18 protein-coding genes are annotated in these 20042 nt (G+C 63.7%); 9 read left to right on the top strand and 9 right to left on the bottom strand.

The window, feature by feature from the left end; genetic code table 11:
* Positions 1-103: 103 nt before the first annotated feature.
* The 6 genes from E3T43_RS07875 to E3T43_RS18955 all read left to right on the top strand — a co-directional run bounded on the left by E3T43_RS07875 (position 104) and on the right by E3T43_RS18955 (position 4589).
* The gene (locus E3T43_RS07875) at positions 104-934 is read left to right on the top strand and encodes a hypothetical protein (RefSeq protein WP_134471991.1); all 831 of its coding nucleotides are present in this window, start codon (positions 104-106) and stop codon (positions 932-934) included.
* A gap of 63 nt (positions 935-997) precedes the next feature.
* Entirely contained in the window at positions 998-1660 is a 663-nt protein-coding gene (locus tag E3T43_RS07870; RefSeq protein ID WP_241978871.1) for a DedA family protein, read from the top strand.
* Positions 1661-1809: 149 nt separating this feature from the next.
* Positions 1810-2490 carry a response regulator transcription factor gene (locus E3T43_RS07865; protein WP_134471989.1) on the top strand — a complete coding sequence of 227 codons (681 nt, stop codon included), beginning with the start codon at positions 1810-1812 and terminating at the stop codon, positions 2488-2490.
* Entirely contained in the window at positions 2490-3437 is a 948-nt protein-coding gene (locus E3T43_RS07860) for a cell wall metabolism sensor histidine kinase WalK (RefSeq protein ID WP_134471988.1), read from the top strand. Before E3T43_RS07865 ends, E3T43_RS07860 begins: the two co-directional genes overlap by 1 nt.
* 103 nt (positions 3438-3540) lie before the next feature.
* The gene (locus E3T43_RS07855; RefSeq protein ID WP_134471987.1) at positions 3541-3849 is read left to right on the top strand and encodes a hypothetical protein; all 309 of its coding nucleotides are present in this window, start codon (positions 3541-3543) and stop codon (positions 3847-3849) included.
* A 470-nt stretch (positions 3850-4319) separates the two neighbouring features.
* The gene (locus tag E3T43_RS18955) at positions 4320-4589 is read left to right on the top strand and encodes a hypothetical protein (protein WP_174844333.1); all 270 of its coding nucleotides are present in this window, start codon (positions 4320-4322) and stop codon (positions 4587-4589) included.
* 247 nt (positions 4590-4836) lie between these two features.
* On the opposite strand, the gene E3T43_RS07845 is transcribed toward E3T43_RS18955, so the two are convergent.
* Complete coding sequence (locus E3T43_RS07845) at positions 4837-5664, bottom strand: SDR family oxidoreductase (RefSeq protein WP_134471986.1); 828 nt, start codon at positions 5662-5664, stop codon at positions 4837-4839.
* A gap of 351 nt (positions 5665-6015) precedes the next feature.
* Here E3T43_RS07845 and E3T43_RS07840 point away from each other — a divergent pair, with 351 nt between their 5' ends.
* Positions 6016-6690 carry a haloacid dehalogenase type II gene (locus E3T43_RS07840; RefSeq protein WP_134471985.1) on the top strand — a complete coding sequence of 225 codons (675 nt, stop codon included), beginning with the start codon at positions 6016-6018 and terminating at the stop codon, positions 6688-6690.
* A gap of 6 nt (positions 6691-6696) precedes the next feature.
* The gene (locus tag E3T43_RS19195; RefSeq protein ID WP_255454186.1) at positions 6697-7149 is read left to right on the top strand and encodes a HipA N-terminal domain-containing protein; all 453 of its coding nucleotides are present in this window, start codon (positions 6697-6699) and stop codon (positions 7147-7149) included.
* Here E3T43_RS19195 and fdhA read toward each other — a convergent pair.
* The 3 genes from fdhA to E3T43_RS07820 all read right to left on the bottom strand — a co-directional run bounded on the left by fdhA (position 7057) and on the right by E3T43_RS07820 (position 11134).
* Positions 7057-8277, bottom strand: a complete 1221-nt coding sequence (gene fdhA, locus E3T43_RS07830) for a formaldehyde dehydrogenase, glutathione-independent (RefSeq protein WP_134471984.1) — start codon at positions 8275-8277, stop codon at positions 7057-7059. The two genes, E3T43_RS19195 and fdhA, sit on opposite strands and share 93 nt — an antisense overlap.
* A gap of 140 nt (positions 8278-8417) precedes the next feature.
* Entirely contained in the window at positions 8418-9833 is a 1416-nt protein-coding gene (locus E3T43_RS07825) for a ferredoxin reductase (RefSeq protein WP_134471983.1), read from the bottom strand.
* Positions 9830-11134, bottom strand: coding sequence for an SRPBCC family protein (locus tag E3T43_RS07820; RefSeq protein WP_134471982.1), 1305 nt, complete (start codon positions 11132-11134; stop codon positions 9830-9832). The genes E3T43_RS07825 and E3T43_RS07820 overlap by 4 nt, the downstream gene beginning before the upstream one ends.
* Before the next feature lie 155 nt (positions 11135-11289).
* Here E3T43_RS07820 and E3T43_RS07815 point away from each other — a divergent pair, with 155 nt between their 5' ends.
* Positions 11290-12222, top strand: coding sequence for a LysR family transcriptional regulator (locus E3T43_RS07815; protein WP_092448692.1), 933 nt, complete (start codon positions 11290-11292; stop codon positions 12220-12222).
* 202 nt (positions 12223-12424) lie between these two features.
* On the opposite strand, the gene E3T43_RS07810 is transcribed toward E3T43_RS07815, so the two are convergent.
* The 5 genes from E3T43_RS07810 to betA form a co-directional block, all read right to left on the bottom strand.
* Complete coding sequence (locus tag E3T43_RS07810; protein ID WP_174844332.1) at positions 12425-13405, bottom strand: ABC transporter substrate-binding protein; 981 nt, start codon at positions 13403-13405, stop codon at positions 12425-12427.
* 65 nt (positions 13406-13470) lie between these two features.
* Positions 13471-15516, bottom strand: coding sequence for a proline/glycine betaine ABC transporter permease (locus E3T43_RS07805; RefSeq protein WP_134471981.1), 2046 nt, complete (start codon positions 15514-15516; stop codon positions 13471-13473).
* Entirely contained in the window at positions 15516-16550 is a 1035-nt protein-coding gene (locus tag E3T43_RS07800) for a glycine betaine/L-proline ABC transporter ATP-binding protein (RefSeq protein WP_092448690.1), read from the bottom strand. Before E3T43_RS07800 ends, E3T43_RS07805 begins: the two co-directional genes overlap by 1 nt.
* Complete coding sequence (locus E3T43_RS07795; RefSeq protein WP_134472023.1) at positions 16547-18037, bottom strand: aldehyde dehydrogenase family protein; 1491 nt, start codon at positions 18035-18037, stop codon at positions 16547-16549. Before E3T43_RS07795 ends, E3T43_RS07800 begins: the two co-directional genes overlap by 4 nt.
* Positions 18038-18099: 62 nt before the next feature.
* Positions 18100-19797: a choline dehydrogenase gene (gene betA, locus E3T43_RS07790; RefSeq protein WP_134471980.1), complete on the bottom strand. Its 1698-nt coding sequence runs from the start codon at positions 19795-19797 to the stop codon at positions 18100-18102.
* Positions 19798-20042 lie beyond the last annotated feature (245 nt).

The raw sequence follows: 20042 nt of genomic DNA, 5'->3' as shown, positions 1-20042 counted from the left end.
CAGCTGGTAAGAAAAATCGATTTCGATGATTGCCTTCTTCTGTGAGAAGTCTTAGACACCACCGTGTTCGCTGGTGTTACCGACCCCATCCCAGGAGGAACACATGTCCACGACCTCGACCCGCTCCACGACCGTTTCGCCCGTCCGGAACATCCTCACCAAGGTGCCCGAGGTCACCCTCATCTTCTGGGTGATCAAGGTACTCGCGACCACAGTGGGGGAGACCGCCGCGGACTTCCTCAACGTCGACCTCAACGTCGACCTCAACCTGGGACTGACGATCACGTCGATCATTATGGCGGTCCTGCTGGTCGCCGCGCTGATCGTGCAATTCAGATTGCAGAAATACACCCCGGCGGTTTACTGGCTGGCCGTGGTGCTCATCAGCGTTGTGGGAACTCTGATCACCGATAACCTCACCGACAGCCTCGGCGTTCCCCTGTGGGTGACGACGGTCGTCTTCGCCATCGCACTGGCCGCGACCTTCACCGTCTGGGCCATCTCGGAGAAGACCCTGTCCATCCACTCCATCTTCACGACTCGGCGGGAGTCGTTCTACTGGCTGGCCGTGTTGTTCACGTTCGCCCTCGGGACTGCGGCGGGCGACCTCGTCGCCGAAGGACTCAACCTGGGCTTCTTCGTCGCGCTGCTCGTCTTCGCCGCCGCCATCGCGCTGGTCGCTGTAGCGTACTTCGTCTTCCACTTGAACGCTGTGCTCGCCTTCTGGATCGCCTACATCCTGACCCGCCCGCTGGGCGCATCCACCGGCGATCTGCTGTCTCAGCCTGTCGCTGATGGCGGCCTGGGGCTGGGGACCACGGGAACGAGTGTGCTGTTCCTGGCCGTGATCCTCATCCTCGTGATCGTGCTCACCCGCCGCGCCCGCACCGCAGACGCCCAGCCGGAAGGCGCCCAGCTCACGGCCACCGCCTAAACACCTCGCGCAGCAGCGGATGCCCGGATCGCCTTCAGAAAACTCAGAGAAAGTCCCTGCAGCATGAACACCATGATCGCCACCGCACTACCCACGTCCGGTTTTCTGGATCCACAATCTGTGATCGCCGGCGCCGGCGTCTGGGGTCTCGTGGTCGTCTGCGCGATCGTGTTCGTGGAGACGGGCCTGCTCGTCGGGTTCTTCCTGCCCGGCGATACCCTGCTGTTCTTCACCGGCGTGCTCGTCCTCGGCGGGGTGATCAGCCAGCCGCTCTGGATCGTGATCCCGGCCATTGCCCTATCGGCGGTGCTGGGCGACCAGCTCGGCTACCTCATCGGGCGCACGACGGGCCGACGTATTTTCGACCGGCGCGACTCCGGCCTGTTCAGCCGAAAGAGCGTCATCCGAACGCAGGGGTTCTTCGATCGGTTCGGCCCGGCGGCCGTCACCATCGCCCGCTTCGTACCGGTCGTGCGCACTTTTGCCCCCGTCGCGGCCGGCGTCGGCAAAATGCGCCGGCGGGTGTTCACACTGTTCAACATCATCGGCGCCGTGCTCTGGACGACCGCGGTGGTGCTCCTGGGCTTCGGGCTGGCACACATCCCGGGCGTCGCCGACTTCGCCGCACGCTACATCGATCTCGTGCTGATCGGCATCGTTGTGCTCTCCGTGGTTCCCGTCGTCATCCGAGCCCTCGTCTCACGCCGCCAGAATGCTCGGGTGTGAGGATCAGCGGAACGCGGCAGTGCATGCCGCAGTGATCGCCGTGAGGTTTCGGGCTTCTCATCCTGGTCTCATCGGCCACGGTCTAGGGTCGAGGCTATGACCATCACCCGCTGCCCGCCACGTCCGCAATCGGTCGGGCCGGGCAGCGTATGAAGATACTCGTCGTCGAGGATGACGTCCGCATCGCGGACGTCATCCGTCGTACCCTCACCGAATCCGGCTACGCCGTCGATGTCGCCCACACCGCGCCCGACGGCGTCCAGGCCTTCGAAATTGACACCTACGATCTGGTCGTACTGGATTTGATGCTCCCGGGACTGCCGGGCGGAGGGATGGACGTGTGCCGACGCATCCGCTTGATCAATAGCGACGTGCCCGTGCTGATGCTGACCGCGCTGGATTCGATGCGTACCAAGGTTGAAGGGCTCGATGCCGGCGCCGACGACTACATCGTCAAACCGTTCCACCTGGTCGAGCTGTTGGCCCGCGTGCGGGCGCTCCTTCGGCGTTCTCCGCGGGCGCACGCACCCGTGCTGCAGGCGCAAGGAATCTCCCTCGACCCCGCCACCCGCACCGCGGTCCGGGCCGGTCGCACGATTGTGTTGACGGCGAAGGAATTCGCCGTGCTGGAATACTTGATGAGCAACGCCGGCACGATCATCAGCGCCACCGAGCTGATCGACCATGCGTGGGACAGCAACTATGAGGGATTCAGCAACGTCGTGCAAACCTACATCCGCTACCTGCGGCAGAAACTCACCCTGCCCGGCGAAACGGACATCATCGAGACCCGGCGCGGCGCCGGCTACCTGATCCAAGCGGACAGCTGATGTTTCGCCGCGCGCTGGTTCGACTCACCGTCACGTACACGATCGTGCAGCTGGTGCTGTTCGCCGCGTTCGCGGTTGGCATCTACATCTTCGTCACCGGAACCTTCGATTTCGACGCCGCTGAATCGGACGGTGCCGGCGCCCTCAACGCGGCCGAGCAGGGCTTCGCCAACCTCCGCACCGGCCTGCTCGTGCTCTACGCCGTCTTGTTGGTGCTGATCCCGATCGCGAGTTTTCTCATGGCCCGCGCCGCCCTGGCACCGTTGCAGAAAAGCTACGAGCTGCAGCAACGCTTCGTGGATGGCGCCTCCCACGAGATGCGCAGCCCGCTCAGTGTCATTCAGGGCGAACTCGAACTCGCCCTGCTCAGCATCCGCACCCCGGCCGAGTATGAGCGGGCGATGCAGACCGCGCTCGACGCCGTCGGCGGCCTCACCCAGCTCACCAATGACCTCCTGCTGCTATCGCGCGGCGCGGGAGCCGAGTTGAAGAAAACGTACGAACTCGTCGACCTGAATGACCTTGTCCGCCTCGACATTGACGCGCGCGCCAGTAGCCCAGTGGATGCCGCCCGGCTGGACGTTCACCCGGGGCGGGCCGCGGCCGTTCTGGGCTCCCCGGCCCTGCTCGCTCGAGCGATCGCGAACGTCATCGACAACGCGTTGAAATTCACCCCGCCGACGGGCGTCATCACCGTCAGCACTGCCGTCCACGACAGCACCTGCACCGTCACCGTGCGGGACACCGGCATCGGCATGGACAACAACGACCTGAAACACGCCTTCGACCGGTTCTGGCGATCGGACCGGGCGCGATCACAGCCCGGGCACGGCATCGGCCTCAGCCTGGTGCAGCAGATCGTCCAGGCGCAGGACGGCCGCATCACGCTCACCTCGCAGGTCGGTTTCGGCACCACCGTGACAGTGAATCTTCCCCTCCGCCCCTAAAGTGACTCAGTAGCTCTGGCTCTCACGCTCATCTCACGTGCCCCTCTCTAGCTTGGAAGTATGGCCCCGCAGTCGCGGAGCTCACTCACGAAAGGCACACACCATGCAGAAGAAGACGAAAATCGCCGGTGGCGCAGCAGTCGCTCTGGCCCTGGCCCTCGTCGGCGGCATCACCCTCACCGCCGGCGCCCAGTCCACTCCCGCCAGCCCCTCATCGTCCACCTCGCACGTGGAACCGGGCGTCACGACGGTCGACACGGATAACGTTCAGGACGAGGTCGAAGACGGCACCAACGACGGCGAAACCGCGGACGAGTCCGGCACCGAGTCTGGTACCGAAACCGAAACCGACACCGAGAACACGAGCGACGACATCGACGGTGTCGCCGTCGAAGACGGCACACAGGACTAACCCCTAATTAGGGATGGCCGGGGCACACATGCGCCTCGGCCATCCCTCCGTCAGCATCTGGTTTCCCCCAATGCTTCGGGCGTCCACAGAGTCGTCCACTGTCCCGTGCTGTGCGTGGCAACATTTTGGCAACACTTGAATGAAATCGCATCGGTGTCCCGGGTGTTCAAAAGATTGAAAAACCCGGTAATCCTGCGGATCTGGGCGCGGTCCGCCGTCTGATTAGGGACGGTCTAGTTTTCAAATCCCACCGGTACGGTGGAGACCACGTCTCACAAGCTGGCGGCTGACGCCACGATGGGACAGGTCGACGTTGCGCGATAGTGACGAGCGCCACGGTCGACATCCTTCTCGGTGATCGGGTTGTGGGCATCGCAGTCTGAAGGCAACGTACGAAGCTGCGTGTCTCGCCTCGGTTGTCAACACTATGCCGGTAGGCAAGGACGGTTGCGAGACATCGGGAGGCGTCAATGACGAAGCTTATTGGGTCTGCGCGGGTATCGACCAAGAGCGAGACAACGGATCAGCAATTCAGCGATCCGCTCGCTGCTGGCGTTCGCCGCCCCAGGCCCGTGGTCTGGGAGTTACGCCAGCGCAGCTGGCTCGGCTTTCCCTTGACCCCCGGCCGAAAGCGTCCGAGCGCCGCGGGTCACCCGAGCTGGCGGTTGTTTCTCACGAATCCTCCGCTGCGCTGCACGGCATCGGAAACCTGGATGCCGACGTCTACGAGCTCACCTTAGGGGGCCACAGAACAGTTCGCTCAGGACCGAGCCCCGGCCCTCCTGCGCCAGCTAACGCGCAGCCCGACTTGACCGTGAACGCGCCAGGGATGATTGGATAAGAGGATGCGTGAGCCCCGGTACGCCACGCCCGCCGCGTTCCAGCGCACAGAATGCCACTTCGGGTCTGGATATCGGCCTTTGAGGCAAGATTGGATCCGCTTGAGGTTGCGGTGTTCTCCACGTGGTGGTCTCGTAGTTTGGGCCGCTAGATGCTGCGGTGGTCGCGCACCGCGAGTTCGAGGGCTTCGAGGCCGGGAGCCAGTGCGGCATCCACGGCCAATGGGTCGGTGAGGTTGAGTTCCTGCATTGTTCGGCGGCCCTCGGGTGCGGTGTTGATTTCATGCTCACCTGCCTGCAACGCAGCGATCAGATCGGTGATGACGTCGGCCAGGCTGCGGCGGTCCCAGCCGAGGTCGGCGCCGGCGTTCTGCGAGGTCATCATGGCGGTATCGGTGGCCCCCGGGTAGACGGTCGCAACGTGCACGCCCGTTCCGATCAATTCCCGGCGCAGCGATTCGCCGAACTGGGCTAGGCCTGATTTCGTGGCCGCGTAGATCGAATAGAACGGCATCCCGACGAGGGCTATCCCGCTGGAAACGTTCAGGAGGATGCTTCCACGGCCCTTACCGCTCTGACGAAGCGCCGGTAGGAGGGCTTTGGTGAGCAGGATCGGAGCGGTGAGGTTCAGATCGATCATTGAATGGACATCCGCATCGCTGGTGAGCTCGAGCCGACCCGCGCGTACATTGCCGGCATTGTTGACGAGCAGGTCAACCGTGCTCCACGGTGCAACGGTGTCGGCGATCCGTTCAACAGCGCCAGGCTGAGTCAGGTCTTCGACGAGGATTTCTGTTGTTCCGCCCGCGGCGGCGACGAGGCGGGCGGTTTCGGTGAGTGTGGCCAGTTGGCGGCCGACCAGCAGGAGGTGGCCACCGCGTCGACCAAACTCGAGGGCGATGGCCTGGCCGATGCCTTGTCCTGCGCCCGTGATGATTCCGCGGCGATTGGCGAGATCCAATTTGTTGAGGTCCATGGCGATCTTCTTTCCGTTGAGTTGAGCGACGGTCCGTCGGGCGGCAGTACACCCGCCGATTCCGATACGTCTAGAAGACAACCATGAGGCAGGGGAGGAATTCCCGGCGGTGCATCCCACGCCTCACAGGATCAGTTTTAGGGCGCGGGCGAGGTTTTCGTAGACTGGAGGTCCGTGGATCCGTGGATCCGTGGATCGCATCGTGTTCGCTGCCGTGACTCTGCCTATTGGGTGGAAGGGGTCGACCACATCGTTTGTCCGACTTCGTGTTTGAGTCGAGGCACGACCGGCGTGAACAGACGCCGTCGGTTTCCGATCTCGGGCACGTTGATCAATCTTAAGGAGCCCATCATGAATGCAGCCGCGTCAGTAATCGTTTTCGATGTCAATGAAACCCTCTCGGACATGTCACCAATGGAGAATCGTTTCGTGGAGGTCGGTGCCCCGGGTTATCTGGCCCGGATCTGGTTCGCATCATTGCTTCGGGACGGATTCGCCCTCGCCGCGTCTGGCGACAGTGCGAGATTCTCCGTGATCGGCACCGCGATCCTGCATGATCTGTTCCGCGGCATCGCCCTGACGCGCACTGTCGATGAGGCCGTATCCCATGTCTTGGAGGGCCTCGGGACGCTGAACCTGCACCCGGATGTCGCAGATGGGGTCAGGGCGTTGAAGGTCTCGGGGTACCGCCTCGCGACCTTGTCCAACGGGTCGGCACGGTTGGCACAAGCCATGCTGTCCGAGGCGGGGATTCGAGATAACTTTGACGCCCTTCTCACCGTCGAGGACGCACCGGCGTGGAAACCTGTGGGTTCCGCCTATCACTACGCCGCGAATGCTCTGGGGGTTCAGTCGGCCGACATGCTCCTGGTCGCCGTGCACCCCTGGGACATCCACGGGGCAGCCCAAGCGGGCCTCAGCACCGCTTGGATCAACCGAGGCGATGCCCCTTATCCGAGCTACTTCGCGCAACCGGACTACACCGTTCCCACCCTCCACGAGTTGGCTGCACGCCTAAACGCCTAGGCAGCTGTGTGTTTGGGGCTCGGCAGCACGATCCTCTCCGCTTCGGTGCCGTTCGACCTCGTCAGCAACCGCAGCCGGGCGGGGCGAAGACGCAACTTCTTCGCAGAACTTTTGCCGGAAGGCACCGCCCTGGACAACCTCGCTGCCGAGATCAGAGTCTCCAGCGACGACACTATTGCGTTGCCGGCCCAGTTCGGCCGCGACGTAGCCGGTGCCATTCAGACCCACGTCATCAAGCCACCGTGCCGACATCGGCATAACATTCACCTGATCCGCAACACGTTCAAGCGCTTCGAAGACGGATTGGGCGGTGCACCGCCCGCACGATATGGGTGGTGCACCGACTGCTCTAACCTGCCTGTCGGACTATTTGCTGAGGTAGCCGTTCGGGTCCAGGACATACTTCGTGGCGGCGCCCGCATCGAATTCCGCGTACCCCCGCGGGGCATCCTGGAGTGAAATGGCTGTGGCGTTGACCGCCTTGGCGATCTGGATCCTGTCATGCAGGATCGCCATCATCAGCTGCCGGTTGTACTTCATGACCGGACACTGGCCGGTAGCAAAGGAGAGGGACTTCGCCCAGCCGGTGCCCAAGGATAATGACAGGCTGCCCTTTTGGGCCGCCTCGTCCGCGGCGCCCGGATCCCCGGTGACATACAGGCCGGGAATGCCCAGGGACCCGCCGGCGGCGGTGAGATCCATCAGTGAATTGAGCACGGTGGCCGGCGCCTCCTGGGCCCCGGCACCATGTCCGTGGCCGCGGGCCTCGAAACCGACCGCGTCGATACCGGCATCGACCTCCCGGACCCCGAGAAGCTGCTCGATCTGGTCAGCCGGGTCCCCGTTGGCCACATTAACGGTTTCGCAGCCAAAGGATCGGGCCTGGGCCAGGCGATCCTCATTCAGATCCCCCACGATGACCACCGCAGCCCCCAGCAGTTGGGCGCTGGCTGCCGCGGCCAGCCCCACGGGACCGGCCCCGGCAACATAGACGGTGGACCCGACGCCGACACCCGCAGTAACGGCCCCGTGGAAACCGGTCGGGAGGATGTCCGAGAGCATGGTCAGGTCCATGATCTTTTCCAGGGCCTGGTCCCGATCGGGGAACCGCAGCAGGTTCCAGTCCGCGTAGGGGACCAGGACGAACTCCGCCTGCCCGCCGACCCATCCGCCCATGTCGACATAGCCGTAGGCGGAACCGGGACGGTCTGGGTTCACGTTCAGGCAGATTCCGGTCTTGCCTTCCTTGCAATTCCGGCAACGTCCGCAGGATATGTTGAAGGGGACCGAAACGATGTCCCCGACCTTGATGAACTCGACGTCGGGCCCGGTCTCGATGACTTCCCCGGTGATCTCGTGCCCCAGGACGAGACCGGCCGGGGCGGTCGTGCGGCCACGAACCATGTGCTGGTCCGAGCCGCAGATGTTGGTGCTCACGGTGCGCAGGATGACCCCGTGCGGGATCTTCCGGCCGACATTGAGGGGATTGACGCCTGGGCCGGCTTGCAGTTCAAAGGTGGGATACGGGGTATCGATGATTTCCACGATCCCCGGCGCCTTGTATGCAACGGCTTTGTTACCTGACATTAAATGGCTCCTATGGGTTGGCGATCGAACCCTCACGGTGATGCTGGTCGCATCAGACTGCCTGTGAGGACGTTGTTGTCACTTTCGTGAAGCAAATCGGGTCTATTGATACGCTCCCGGCGGGGAGAAGCTGGAGGCGGCTAGGCATCGATCACTAAATCAGTGAGCGCGGTCGAGCAGCACGGCAGGAACTTGCCTGCATCGATTTCCCGAGCCCGGATCCCGCCCTGGTGGTTCATGTCGACTTCCCCGGAAAGCTTGACGACCTTGCAGGAGCCGCACATGCCTTCCCTGCAGTTCGCGCCAATCCTGACGCCCGCACGCTGGGCCACCCCGAGGATATGTTCGGTGGGGTCGATGCGCACGTTGATGCCGGTGCGCAGGAAGGAAAGGGTGAGACTTCCCGTGCCGACCGTGTCGAAGTTCGAGACATCGGTGGACCCGGCCTCCGGCCCCACATCCGGACTGGCGTCGGGGGCTTCGGGACAGGACGAGTCCGAGTCGACGGTTTCCAGCGGCAGCCCCGTGGCCTCCAGGGTTCCCGCGGCATCGTAGCCGGGCTCGTAGAGCCCGAATGCTGCGGGCTGGCTTTCGTAGTAGTCCTCGGCGGAATCGGCGATTTCCTCGGCGATTTCCTCGGCAATGTCCACTGCAAGCGCGACCTCCGCCTGGTATTCAAGAATGGTCTGGCGGTCTCCCGAGAAGAATTCCACGTGGATGGAGGTGTCGTCGACGCCGACTTTCTCAAGGAGCTCGGTGGCTGCGTTCAGGTAACCCTCGGGGCCGCAGGCATAAACCTGGCGCCCGTTGGCATCCGGGGCTACCTGGTCGAGCATGGCCGCCGTTAGCCTTCCGGTGAGCCCTTGCCACCCCTCGGGTTCACTGCGGTCGCCCAGGGAGTAGAAGACCTTGACGCGTGAGTCCACGGAGGCGATGTAGTTCAACTCCTGGTGGAAGGCAAACCCTCCAGCCTCCGCTCCGTGGAAGAGCAGCACGACATCGGCCTGTCCGGGCAGGGAGTGGATGGTCCGCACCATCGACATGATGGGGGTGATGCCGGAGCCGGCCGCCAGTAAGAGGTACCGTGCCCGCCGGTCGACGTCGGGCAGGTGGAAGGCGCCGACCGGCCCGAGCATCTCCAGGACGGTGCCGGGTTTGACGTTCGCGTGCACCCACGGCGAGACCTGCCCCGTGGGGTCGCATTTGACTGTTATCTCAAAGGTCCACGGCTTGGTGGGCGAACTGGACAGCGAGTAGCTGCGGTCCACGGCGTCCTGGTCCTCGCCGTTCACGGGAAAGGCGACATTCACGTACTGGCCCGGACGGAACGCCAGGGGCGCCCCGTCGGAGCGGCGGAACACGAAGGTCATCATGCCGCCCGCCTCGGGAATGGTCTCGACACATTCGGCCATAAGCTCCTGCGGATTCCAGGGTCCCAATGCGCGGGCCGCACCGGCGGGTCCATCGGTGCTGCCCAGCACCCTGTTCCACGGCATCTCCAGGCCGCGAATGCGCTGTGGCTCCTGGATGGCCGTGACGGTGCCGAGTTCAATCATGCCAAGTGCTCCTGCACGCGCTGTACATACCAGTTGATGAATGCCTCGACCTGGTATTCACTCTTCATGTACGGGCCGGGCTCGTAGGCGGGGCTGCTGGCGCCCTTCTGGCACAACTCCACGAACGCCTTGTCCTGCAGATTGGTCTGCTTCCAGGTGTGGGTGAGCTTCTCCAGGTCGTAATCGACGCCTTCCACGGCGTCGTCAGCCACCAGCCAGGTGGTGCGTACCAGCGTCTGGTGCTCATTGACGGGGAAGACGGCGAACGTGATGATGTGGTCCGCGACGAAATGGAACCAGCTGTTGGGCTGCAGGTGCATCGAGCAGCGGCCAAGGCGGAAGTCGCGCAAGTCGCCGAGCAGCTTCTTGGAGAGTCTGCGCCCGTCGGGCGAGAACGATTCGCCGTCGCCGTCGAGAGCGTCTCGTGAGATGCGGATTCCCCCTACGCGGGTGTCGAGTTCCTCGACGGCCTCATAGGGAAGGCCATAACGGCGGCAACGGTCCTCGAGCGAGGACTGTGCTTCCTTGTTTCGGCCCCACACCTCCTCAAGATGGAGCGGGATCAGGCCCTCCGTCAGGCCCCAGGTGGGAAAGAGGGAGCAGGCGAGTTCTGGGTGGCCGTCGCAGTGGTAGCACTCACGGTTGTTCTCCATGACGAGCTTCCAGTTGCCCTCCTCGACGATGTTCTGCTGGTAAGCGATTTTCGTCTTCGATAGGTCGTGGGGCGCAAGGTAGGGTTCGAAGATCTTTCCGGTTTCGTCGAAGTCCGTTGGCGGCTCATCCGCAATGCAGACGAAGATGAGTCCTGCGAACACGCGGCTGTGGGCGCGCTTGAGACCGAAACAGCCCTTGTCGAACTGCGTTTCCCCCGGTGCCGAGGCATGGACCAAATCGCCGCGGGGGGAGTAGGTCCACGAGTGATAGCCGCAGACCAGGTTGCCCGTGGTCCCCGAAGCTTCGGTCAGGACGCGGGCGCCCCGGTGGCGGCACACGTTGTGCAGCACGTTCACGCCGCCGTCGTCGTCGCGCAGCACGATCAGGGAATACGGGCCGTAATCGACAGTGACGTAGTCTCCTGGTTCCGGGAGCTCGGCGATGCTGGCGGCAAAGATCCAATGCTGGCCAAAAATGGCCTTCATGTCAATGTTGAAAATCGTCGGATCGGTGTAGAAGGGGGAATTGAGGGAATATCCCACCCGCCGAAAATCAAACAACTCGGTAATTTCCGCCATCTGCTCGGCTGGCAAGTATGAAGCGAGTCTTCCACGTGAATTGAGGGGCATGTGTACTGGAGCAGCCATGGGTTTCCTCCCGAGAGGGTTGGATGAGTGTGCGATGAGTGAGACCCGGAGTGGGGGGCAACCGGCGTTGTCGAAAACGGCTAATCCTGAGATTAGGGAGCATAGATCTGCAACAAAAGCGCAAGATTTAGCAAATAACAGTGCAGAATAAGTGCATGATCGATCCACGGCTTATAACACTTCGGGTACTTGGCCGGTGCGGCACCGTTGGGGCTACGGCGGCGCTCACGGGTTATTCTCCCTCTGCGGTCTCCGCGCAATTGCGGGAGCTCCAGCGTGTGCTCGGAATGCAGCTGCTGACGAAGGACGGTCGAGGGGTACGGCTAACCGCCACGGGCCGCTATCTCGTGGCGGGCTCGGACGCGCTCATTGCGGAATGGGAGAGCCTGCGCGCCGCGGCCATGGAGGCCGGCGACCAGGTGCCGTCCCGTTTGGGGCTCGGTGGATTCTCCACGGCGGCTGCCCAGCTGCTCGCGCCGCTGGCCGCCACGCTGCGCTCGACACGCCCCCTGCTGGAGGTACAGGTACTCGAGGCCAACCCGGCTCGCTGCTTCGACTTGTTGGTTGCCGAGCGAATCGACCTCGCGGTCATCGTCGCCATGCAGTCCGACACCCCGGTTGAGGATGATGCGCGCTTCGAACAGACTGTTCTGCTCGACGATCCCCTGGACGTGATCATTCCCGCCGACCATCCGTTGGCATCACGGCAAACGGTGACGCTCGAGGAGCTGGCCACGGAACCCTGGATCACCGAGGCCGCCGGTTCCACGTACCATGCCCTATTTACGGCGGCGTTCACGGCAGTCGGGGTGACACCGCGAATTGCCCATGAGGCCGTGGAATGGGAAACCCAGATCGCCTTCGTTGGTGCGGGGCTGGGCTTGGGACTGCTGCCGCGACTGGCGCCGCTGCACGGTGCCGAAAACGTGGTTCGACTGCGCATTGCCGGCAAGGGCAAACCCTCGCGCCGCATTGTCGCTGCGGTGCGCAAGGGCAGCATCACATCGCCCCTGATCCAGGAGTCGCTCGGCATTTTGCAGGTCAGCGCCAATCGGATCCTCACCGCCCGACCCGAAGACGATCTCTGAGAGCGGATGCCCACGATTCGTCGCAGACAGGGCCAGCAGATCCGCATGGTGGCGACACGTTCGCGCTGCCCGAACAAGGAGCTGAAAACAAGTCACTCACCCACCCACGGATTTCCGGTGGGTGGGTGAGTCTACCGACCCGGCTGAGATCAGTGAGACAGCCCAGGGAGGACTCGCCGCCGCATAATCTGAACGTTCTGGACTAGTTGAGCCAGGCGTTCACAGCATCCTCGTTAGCATCCACCCATTTCTTTGCCGCCTCCTCGGGCATCATGCCGCCCTGGATATCCGTAGCAACCGCATTCTGGTCCTCATTGGTCCAGTTGAATGATTTCGCAAGCTTGGCTGCGGGCGATCCACTGTCCGCAAACTTCTTCGAAATAATCTTGTTGAGCTTGTATTCCGGGTAGTCACAGGCGACTTCTTCCGCGTTCGCGTCGCAGCCCTCGGTCCACGCCGGCAAGTTGACCTTTTTAAGCGGCACCTGGGCCAGGAACCACTGCGGCTCGTAGAAATAGCCCAGAATCGGCGTCTTATTCTGCTCCGCTGTACGGAATGACTGGATCAGGGCGGCCTCCGAACCGGAGAACACCACCTTGTAGTCCAGATTGAGGTTCTTCACCAGCGCCTCGTCATTGGTGACGAAGGCGGGATCGCCGTCGAGTAGCTGCCCTTTGCCTCCGGATTCGGACGTGGCGAGCATCGAGGCATACTTGTTCAGGTTCTCCCATTCCGTGATGTCCGGATATTTCTCGGCCATCCAGGGCGCCACGTACCAGCCGATGTAGCCCACGTTTCCGGTGGCGCCAGCGTCGACGGCCACTTTCTGATCGGTGATGTACTGCTTGGCGAGATCATCGTGGCCCCAGTTCTCGATCACGATGTCCACCTCGCCGGAGGCAAAGCCCTGCCACGAAATCTGCTCATTCAGGTCCTTCTGCACCACGGTGCAGCCCAACTCGTTCTTCGCCACATAGCTGTACACGGCGGCATTGGCCGTGTACCCCACCCAGGCGTTCATTGCGACGTTGACCGTTCCGCAGGCCGTCGCGCCATCGGCAGCCGGGTCGGCAGCCGACTGATTGACGGAGGCACCGCCGCAGCCTGCGAACAGCATGATCGCGGCAGCAGCTCCAGCCGCTGCCGGGACAGTTCGATTCAACAGCAATCTAGCTTTGTTCATTATCTGATCTCCTTATTGGGGGGAATGCGGGGGTCCACCGCGCCGGGCGCAGGGCGATCATGCGGTCAGGTTGTCGACGTTTTGGGCGAAGGGGTTTTTCGCGCCGGTGTGGCTGCGGCGGCCTGGGTCATCCTGTCCAGCAGTATGCCGAGGAAGACGATGGCAAGGCCTGCAGCGAGGCCCTTGCCGAAGAGCGAGCTTTGCACGAAGCCAGCAACGACGTCGTACCCGAGGCCGCCTGCGCCCACGAGCGCACCCACCACCACCATGGCCAGGACATAGATCAGGCCCTGGTTCGCGGCGAGGGCCAGGGTCTGCCTGGCCATCGGAAGCTGGACCTTGGTGATGACCTGCCAGGGGGTGGAGCCGCTGGATACGGCGGCTTCGACAACGGTGGGGGAGATCGCCGCGATGCCGTCGGCCGTGATCTTGATGGCCACGGGGGCGGCGTAGATGATTCCGGCGATGATCGCTGTAAAACGGGTGGCGCCGAAGAGGCCCAGGAACGGGACCAGGTAGACAAAGGCGGGCATGGTCTGGCCCGCGTCCAGCATGGGCCGCATAATCTGGTCCACCCGAGCGGACCGTCCCATGGCGACGCCGAAGACTATACCCAGGACCATGACCACCGTGGTTGCTACCAGCGTTGCGGCCAGGGTGACCATGGAGTCGCTCCAGAGGCCGAGGTAGATAATAACGCCCAGGCAGGCAGTGGTCAGGGCCGAGAGCTTCCAGCCGCCCAGGGCGTAGGCGGCTAGGGCAATAGCGGCCACCAGGATGTAGAAGGGCGTCTCGGTGAGCAGCGACTGGAACGGGTTGAGGATCCCGGTGGTGACGGCTTCCCGGAAGGAGACGGTGAAGAGGGATAGGTTGGCCTGCGTCCATTCGCTGGCCGAGCTCACGGCTTGGACGATCACCCGGCCGATGTCAAGGTTGGCCGGGAATGCGGCGGCCCACAGCATGGTCCGGGATAACTGCACCATGACCAGGGCTAGCACCAGGGTTATGCCCAGGAGGATGAATCTGGTCCTGCGGGAGACCCTGCGGTTGCGGGCTGCCCCTGGTTCCGCGCGGCGGCTTGCGGCGGTGGTCACCCGGTCCAGCATGATCGCCAGCAGGACTATGGAGAGTCCAGCGTTGACGGCCGTGCCGACGTCCAGCGACTGCAGCGCCCGGACCACCACCTGGCCGAGCCCGGGGGCTGCGATCAGGGCGGCGATGGTGACCATGGACAGGGCAGCCATGGTGCTCTGGTTGATTCCCATGACGATGGTGCGGCGGGCCATGGGAAGCTGCAGGGTAAGGAGCCGCTGCACACCAGTTGTGCCCAGTGAGTCGGATGCTTCGCGGGTGTTCTCGGGGATGCCGCGGATGCCGTGCGCCGTCAGGCGGATCACGGGCGGAGCCGCGTAGATCACTGTCGCGATAACGGCCGATGCGGGGCCGATGAGGAAGATCAAAGCCAGGGGGGCCAGGTACACGAACGTTGGCAGCGTCTGCATGAAGTCCAGTACCGGCGTGATCAACTTGGCGACGCGGCCGTACACGCCGGCCAGGACACCGAGTGGGATTCCAACCAGAAGGGTCAGCAGCACAGCGGTGACGACCAAGGCGAACGTGTAGGTGGCTTCGAGGAACAGGCCCTGGAAGCCAAAGAAGATAAAGATGGTCACCGTCAACAGTGCGACCCGGGCATTTCCGATCGCCAACGCGATCCACCCCAGCAAGCCCACCGTTCCGAGCCAGCCGATTTCCGGCAGACGAAGGCCCGTGGAACTCGCCGCAAAGGTGGTGATGAACAGGTTGGCCACGGCGTCGACGCCGGCACGCAAGGGCGTTAAGACGTACAGGAAGACGGGGTTGTCCGCGCGGTTTGCCGCTACCCAAACGTTGAACTGGTTGAGGGAGCGGTGCAGGTCCGTCAGCTCAGAGGCCGGCAGCGTCAGGGTGGAGGTTCCATGCAGGAAAACGAATCCCAGGATCCAGACGACGACTGCGCTGGCCAACAGGATGGTGCGTCTGGTGGGCCTGCGGCGCGGTTCGCGGGTACGGGAGGGGGAGGGGAACGGTGCGGGCTGCGCCGTGGCCCGATCCCGAACGAGGACGGACACTAGGCCGCTGCTTCCGTGCGCTGTAGTACCGAGAGGATGCTGTCACGGTCGATCTGCCCGGTGATCCGGCCGGAATCCTCCACCAGGACGGGGCAGGGGGACTGCATGACCGCCGCGATGGCATCGCGGATGATCATCCGTGAACTGAGAACGGGCGCGTCAGCCGGTGTTGCGGCTTCAACGGGCCGGGTGATCCACTTCAGGGTCAGGACATCCGCGCGGAGGACTTCGGACACGAAGTCCTCAATGTATTTGTCCGCCGGGGACCCCACCAGCTCATCTCCCGTGCCGCACTGGACCGTCTCTCCGTTGCGCATGATCAGGATGCGGTCGCCGAGCTTGAGCGCCTCGGAGAGGTCGTGGGTCACGAAAACCATGGTCTTGCCCATTTCCTTGTGCAGCCGGATGACTTCGGCCTGCATATCACGGCGAATGAGCGGATCCAAGGCGGAGAAGGGCTCGTCGAAGAGGATGGTGTCCGGATCCCCGGCAAGGGCCCGGCCCAGGCCCACGCGCTGCTGCATCCCGCCGGACAGCTGGTCCGGGTAGTGCTGTTCGTAGCCCTTGAGGCCCACGAGTTCGATGATCTCCCGGGCCCGGGTGAAGCGTTCTTTTTTGGCCGCCCCGCGGATCTGCAGCCCGTAAGAGACGTTGTCAAGGACGGTGCGGTGCGGGAGGAGGCCGAAATGCTGGAACACCATGGACATCTTCCGCCGGCGCAGTTCGCGGAGCTCGGCCATGCCTGCCTGGAGAACATCCTTGCCGTCCACCAGGACCTGCCCGGAGGTGGGTTCGATCAGCCGGGTCAGGCACCGGATCAGGGTGGACTTGCCGGATCCGGAAAGTCCCATGACCACGAAGACCTCGCCTTTGGCGACGTCGAAACTCAGGTCACGGACGGCAGCGTTGCAGCCGGTACGTTCCAGCAGTTCCGCTGAGTTAAGGCCCGAGAGTTCGGGGTTTCCGGGAATCTGGTCACCCCCCGGTCCGAAGACCTTCCAAAGGTTGCGCACGGAGATGTCGGGACTGTTCATTGCTGTACTCCTGCCGGTGGAGACTCGAACCAGTGGCTGGGCTGGGGGTTGATGTTTTGCCAGATGTGTTTGGTTTCTCGGTACTCCGCGAGACCCTGGAGCCCAAGTTCGCGGCCGTTTCCCGACTTGCCGAACCCGCCCCACTCAGCTTGGGGAAGGTAGGGGTGGTAGTCGTTGATCCACACCGTTCCGTGCCGGAGCGATCCGGCAACGCGCTGGGCGCGGGAACCGTCATTCGTCCAGACGGCGCCAGCCAGCCCGTAGGCGGTGTCGTTCGCCAGCATGATGGCTTCCTGCTCAGTGCTGAAGGTCTCCACGGTCAGGACCGGTCCAAACGACTCTTCCTGGACGGCGTTCATGGACGTGTGGCAGTCATCCAGGATGGTGGGAGGGTAGTAGCTGCCGATTGCCAGCGCGCCGGTGTCGGGGATATATCCGCCGCACAGCAGCGTGGCTCCTTCCGCGATGCCGGCCTGGACATAGGCGTGGACCCTGTCACGGTGCGCGGCCGAAATCAGCGGGCCGGTTTCCGCGCGCTCGTCGAAGGGACCGCCAAGCCGGATGGACTGGGCGCGCCGCACCAGTTCGGCCATGAACTCGTCGTGGATCGATTCCTCAATAATGAGCCTCGTGCCGGCCGAGCACACCTGCCCGGAATGCAGGAACACCGCAGTGAGGGCATTATCCAAAGCAGACTCGCGGTCGGCGTCAGCGAAGACAATGTTCGGATTCTTCCCGCCCAGTTCCAGGGCGACCCGCTTCACGGTGTCGGCCGCGGCCTTCATGATGCTGATCCCGGTGGCCAGGCCGCCGGTGAAGGAGACCAGGTCAACGTCCGGGCTTTCGCTCAGGACGGCGCCGACCTCGGGGCCCGTGCCGGTGACGAGGTTTGCGACGCCGGGCGGCAACCCGGCTTCCAGGAGCGTTTCCATCAGCAGGATGGCCGTGGAGGGAGTCAATTCGCTGGGTTTCAGGACGAAGGTATTGCCGGCCAGCAGGGCCGGGGCCACCTTCCAGGAGGCCTGCAGGAGGGGGTAGTTCCATGGCGTGATGAGTCCGCAAACCCCGACCGGTGCGTGGACAACGCGGCTGATGCTGCCGGGATTTCCGGTGTCGATCACACGGCCTGCGTCCGTCCCGGCGATGCCGCCGTAGTACCTGAAGCATGCGGCGATATCGTCGATGTCGTATTCCGCTTCGACGTAGCGTTTGCCCGTGTCGAGGGCCTCGGCCCGGGCATACAGGGCCTTGTCGCGCTCCAGCAATTCGGCGGTGCGGAGCAGGACCTGGCCACGCGCCTTCTCGCTGGTTCCCGGCCACGTTCCGCTGTCGAACGCTCGACGGGCGCTGGAGACAGCTTCCCCGGCGTCGGCGGCCGTGCATTCGGCAACCTCGGCGACCTGTTCACCGTCCGCCGGGCAGCGGATGACCCGGGTGTACCCGGCGGCCGTTTCAGTCCACCGGCCGTTCGCAAACAGCCCCGGCACCGGTGCGGCATCGGGGACCGTGACGGTTCCAAGGCCGGTCAGCTGAACACCCTGAACGCGGTTCATGCGAGACCCATACTGGGCGCGGCCTCGGTAGTAGCTGCAGGTGCGTGCCGGTAGAAGTCGGCGTGCTGGGGTGCCAGTGGCGTACGGTCCAGGATGAGGTCCGCAGCCTTTTCGGCGAGCATCATGACCGGTGCGTAGATGTTGCCGTTGGTCACATAGGGCATCGCGGAGGCGTCAGCCACGCGGAGCCCCGAGGTCCCGTGGACCTTCATGGTGAGCGGATCCACCACCGCCAGGGGGTCAGAGGCAGGGCCCATCTTGGCGGTACAGGAGGGATGGAGCGCCGTTTCGGCGTCCCGAGCCACCCAGTCCAGGATTTCCTCGTCCGTCTGCACGGACGGGCCGGGTGAGAGTTCGCCGCCGCTGTAGGGAGCCAGGGCCGGCCGGCCGAGAATGTCGCGGGTAACCCGGATGGCTTCGACCCATTCGCGCCGGTCCTGGTCCGTGGACAGATAGTTGAATTGCAGGGACGGGTGCGTGGCCGGGTTCGTGGAGATGATCTTCAGACTGCCCCTGGTGTCGGAGTACATGGGGCCGACGTGGACCTGATACCCGTGTTTGGCATCGGCCTTCTGGCCGTCGTAGCGCACAGCCACCGGCAGGAAGTGAAACATCAAGTTGGGGTAGGTGACGTCATCGTTGGAGCGAACGAATCCGCCTCCTTCGAAATGGTTGGTGGCAGCCGGGCCCTTGCGGCTCAGCAGCCACTGGAGTCCGATCAATGGGTAGCGCCAGAGGCTGAGGCTAGGCTGCATGGACACGGGCTGCTTGCAGGAGTGCTGGACATAGACCTCCAGGTGGTCTTGCAGGTTTTCGCCGACACCGGGCAGAGCCACGACAGTCGTGATGCCCAGCGACGAGAGGTGGGCCGAATCACCAATGCCGGACAGTTGCAGCAACTGGGGCGTGTTGATGGCCCCGCCGCACAGCACCACCTCCTTGGCGCTGACGGTGTGCAGCCTCCCGTTCCGGCGGTAGCTGACCCCCGTTGCCGTTGTGCCGTCGAAGTTGACCCTGGCCACCAGCGCCCGGGTGCGGACCGTCAGGTTCCGACGGCCCTTGTTGGGGCGAAGGTAAGCCCGGGAAGCCGACAGCCGCTGGCCCTTGTGGATGTTACGGTCGAACGGGCCGAAGCCTTCCTGCCTGTACCCGTTGACGTCATCGGTGCGTTTGTGACCCGCTTCCTCGGCGGCGCGGAAGAAGGCCTGGAACAGGGGATTGCGGGCGGGCCCGCGTTCCAGGACCAGAGGTCCGTCATGGCCGCGCAAGTCATCGTCCGGAGCTGCGGCCCGCGTGGTTTCCATGCGTTTGAAGTAGGGCAGACAGTGCGCGAAGTCCCAGGTCTCCATGCCGGCGTCCGCTCCCCAGCGTTCGTAGTCCAGGGGGTTACCGCGCTGGAAGATCATCCCGTTGATGGAGCTGGAGCCGCCGAGCACTTTGCCGCGGGCGTGGGCGATCTTCCGACCGTGCATGCGGGGTTCGGGGTCGGATTCGTATTGCCAGTCGTAGAACCTGTTGCCGCTGGGGAAGGTGAGGGCCGCCGGCATCTGGATGAAAAGGTCCCACGGGTAGTCGCTGCGGCCCGCTTCAAGGACCAGCACCGTGTGCTGTCCGTCGGCGCTCAGCCTGTCTGCGAGGACCGATCCGGCGCTTCCGCCGCCGACTATCACGTAATCGAAGCTCTCGTTCGTCATAAGGTGAATCTCCTTGGGCGTGATCTGGGAGTCATTTTGGAGGGCCAGCAATATTAAGGACGAACGGACAGGATCTGCCGTTTGCTGAGCCGTTTGCTGAGCCGTGTGTGGATGCGGTATTCGCGGATGTGGTCCATTGCGCGTCGCTGTGGAAACAGTTCCGAAAATGCGGCCGGGCGCCAAGGACTATTAATCAGGGCGCGGGACGCCGCTGCCGTCAGCGAGGACCGAGGTCACTGTCAACA

This window comes from Cryobacterium sp. Hh7 (assembly GCF_004403155.1).
GTDB classification, from domain to species: Bacteria; Actinomycetota; Actinomycetes; order Actinomycetales; family Microbacteriaceae; genus Cryobacterium; species Cryobacterium levicorallinum.
The sequence above is the reverse complement of the archived record's forward strand: the minus strand, read 5'-3'. Positions and strand labels throughout refer to the sequence as shown.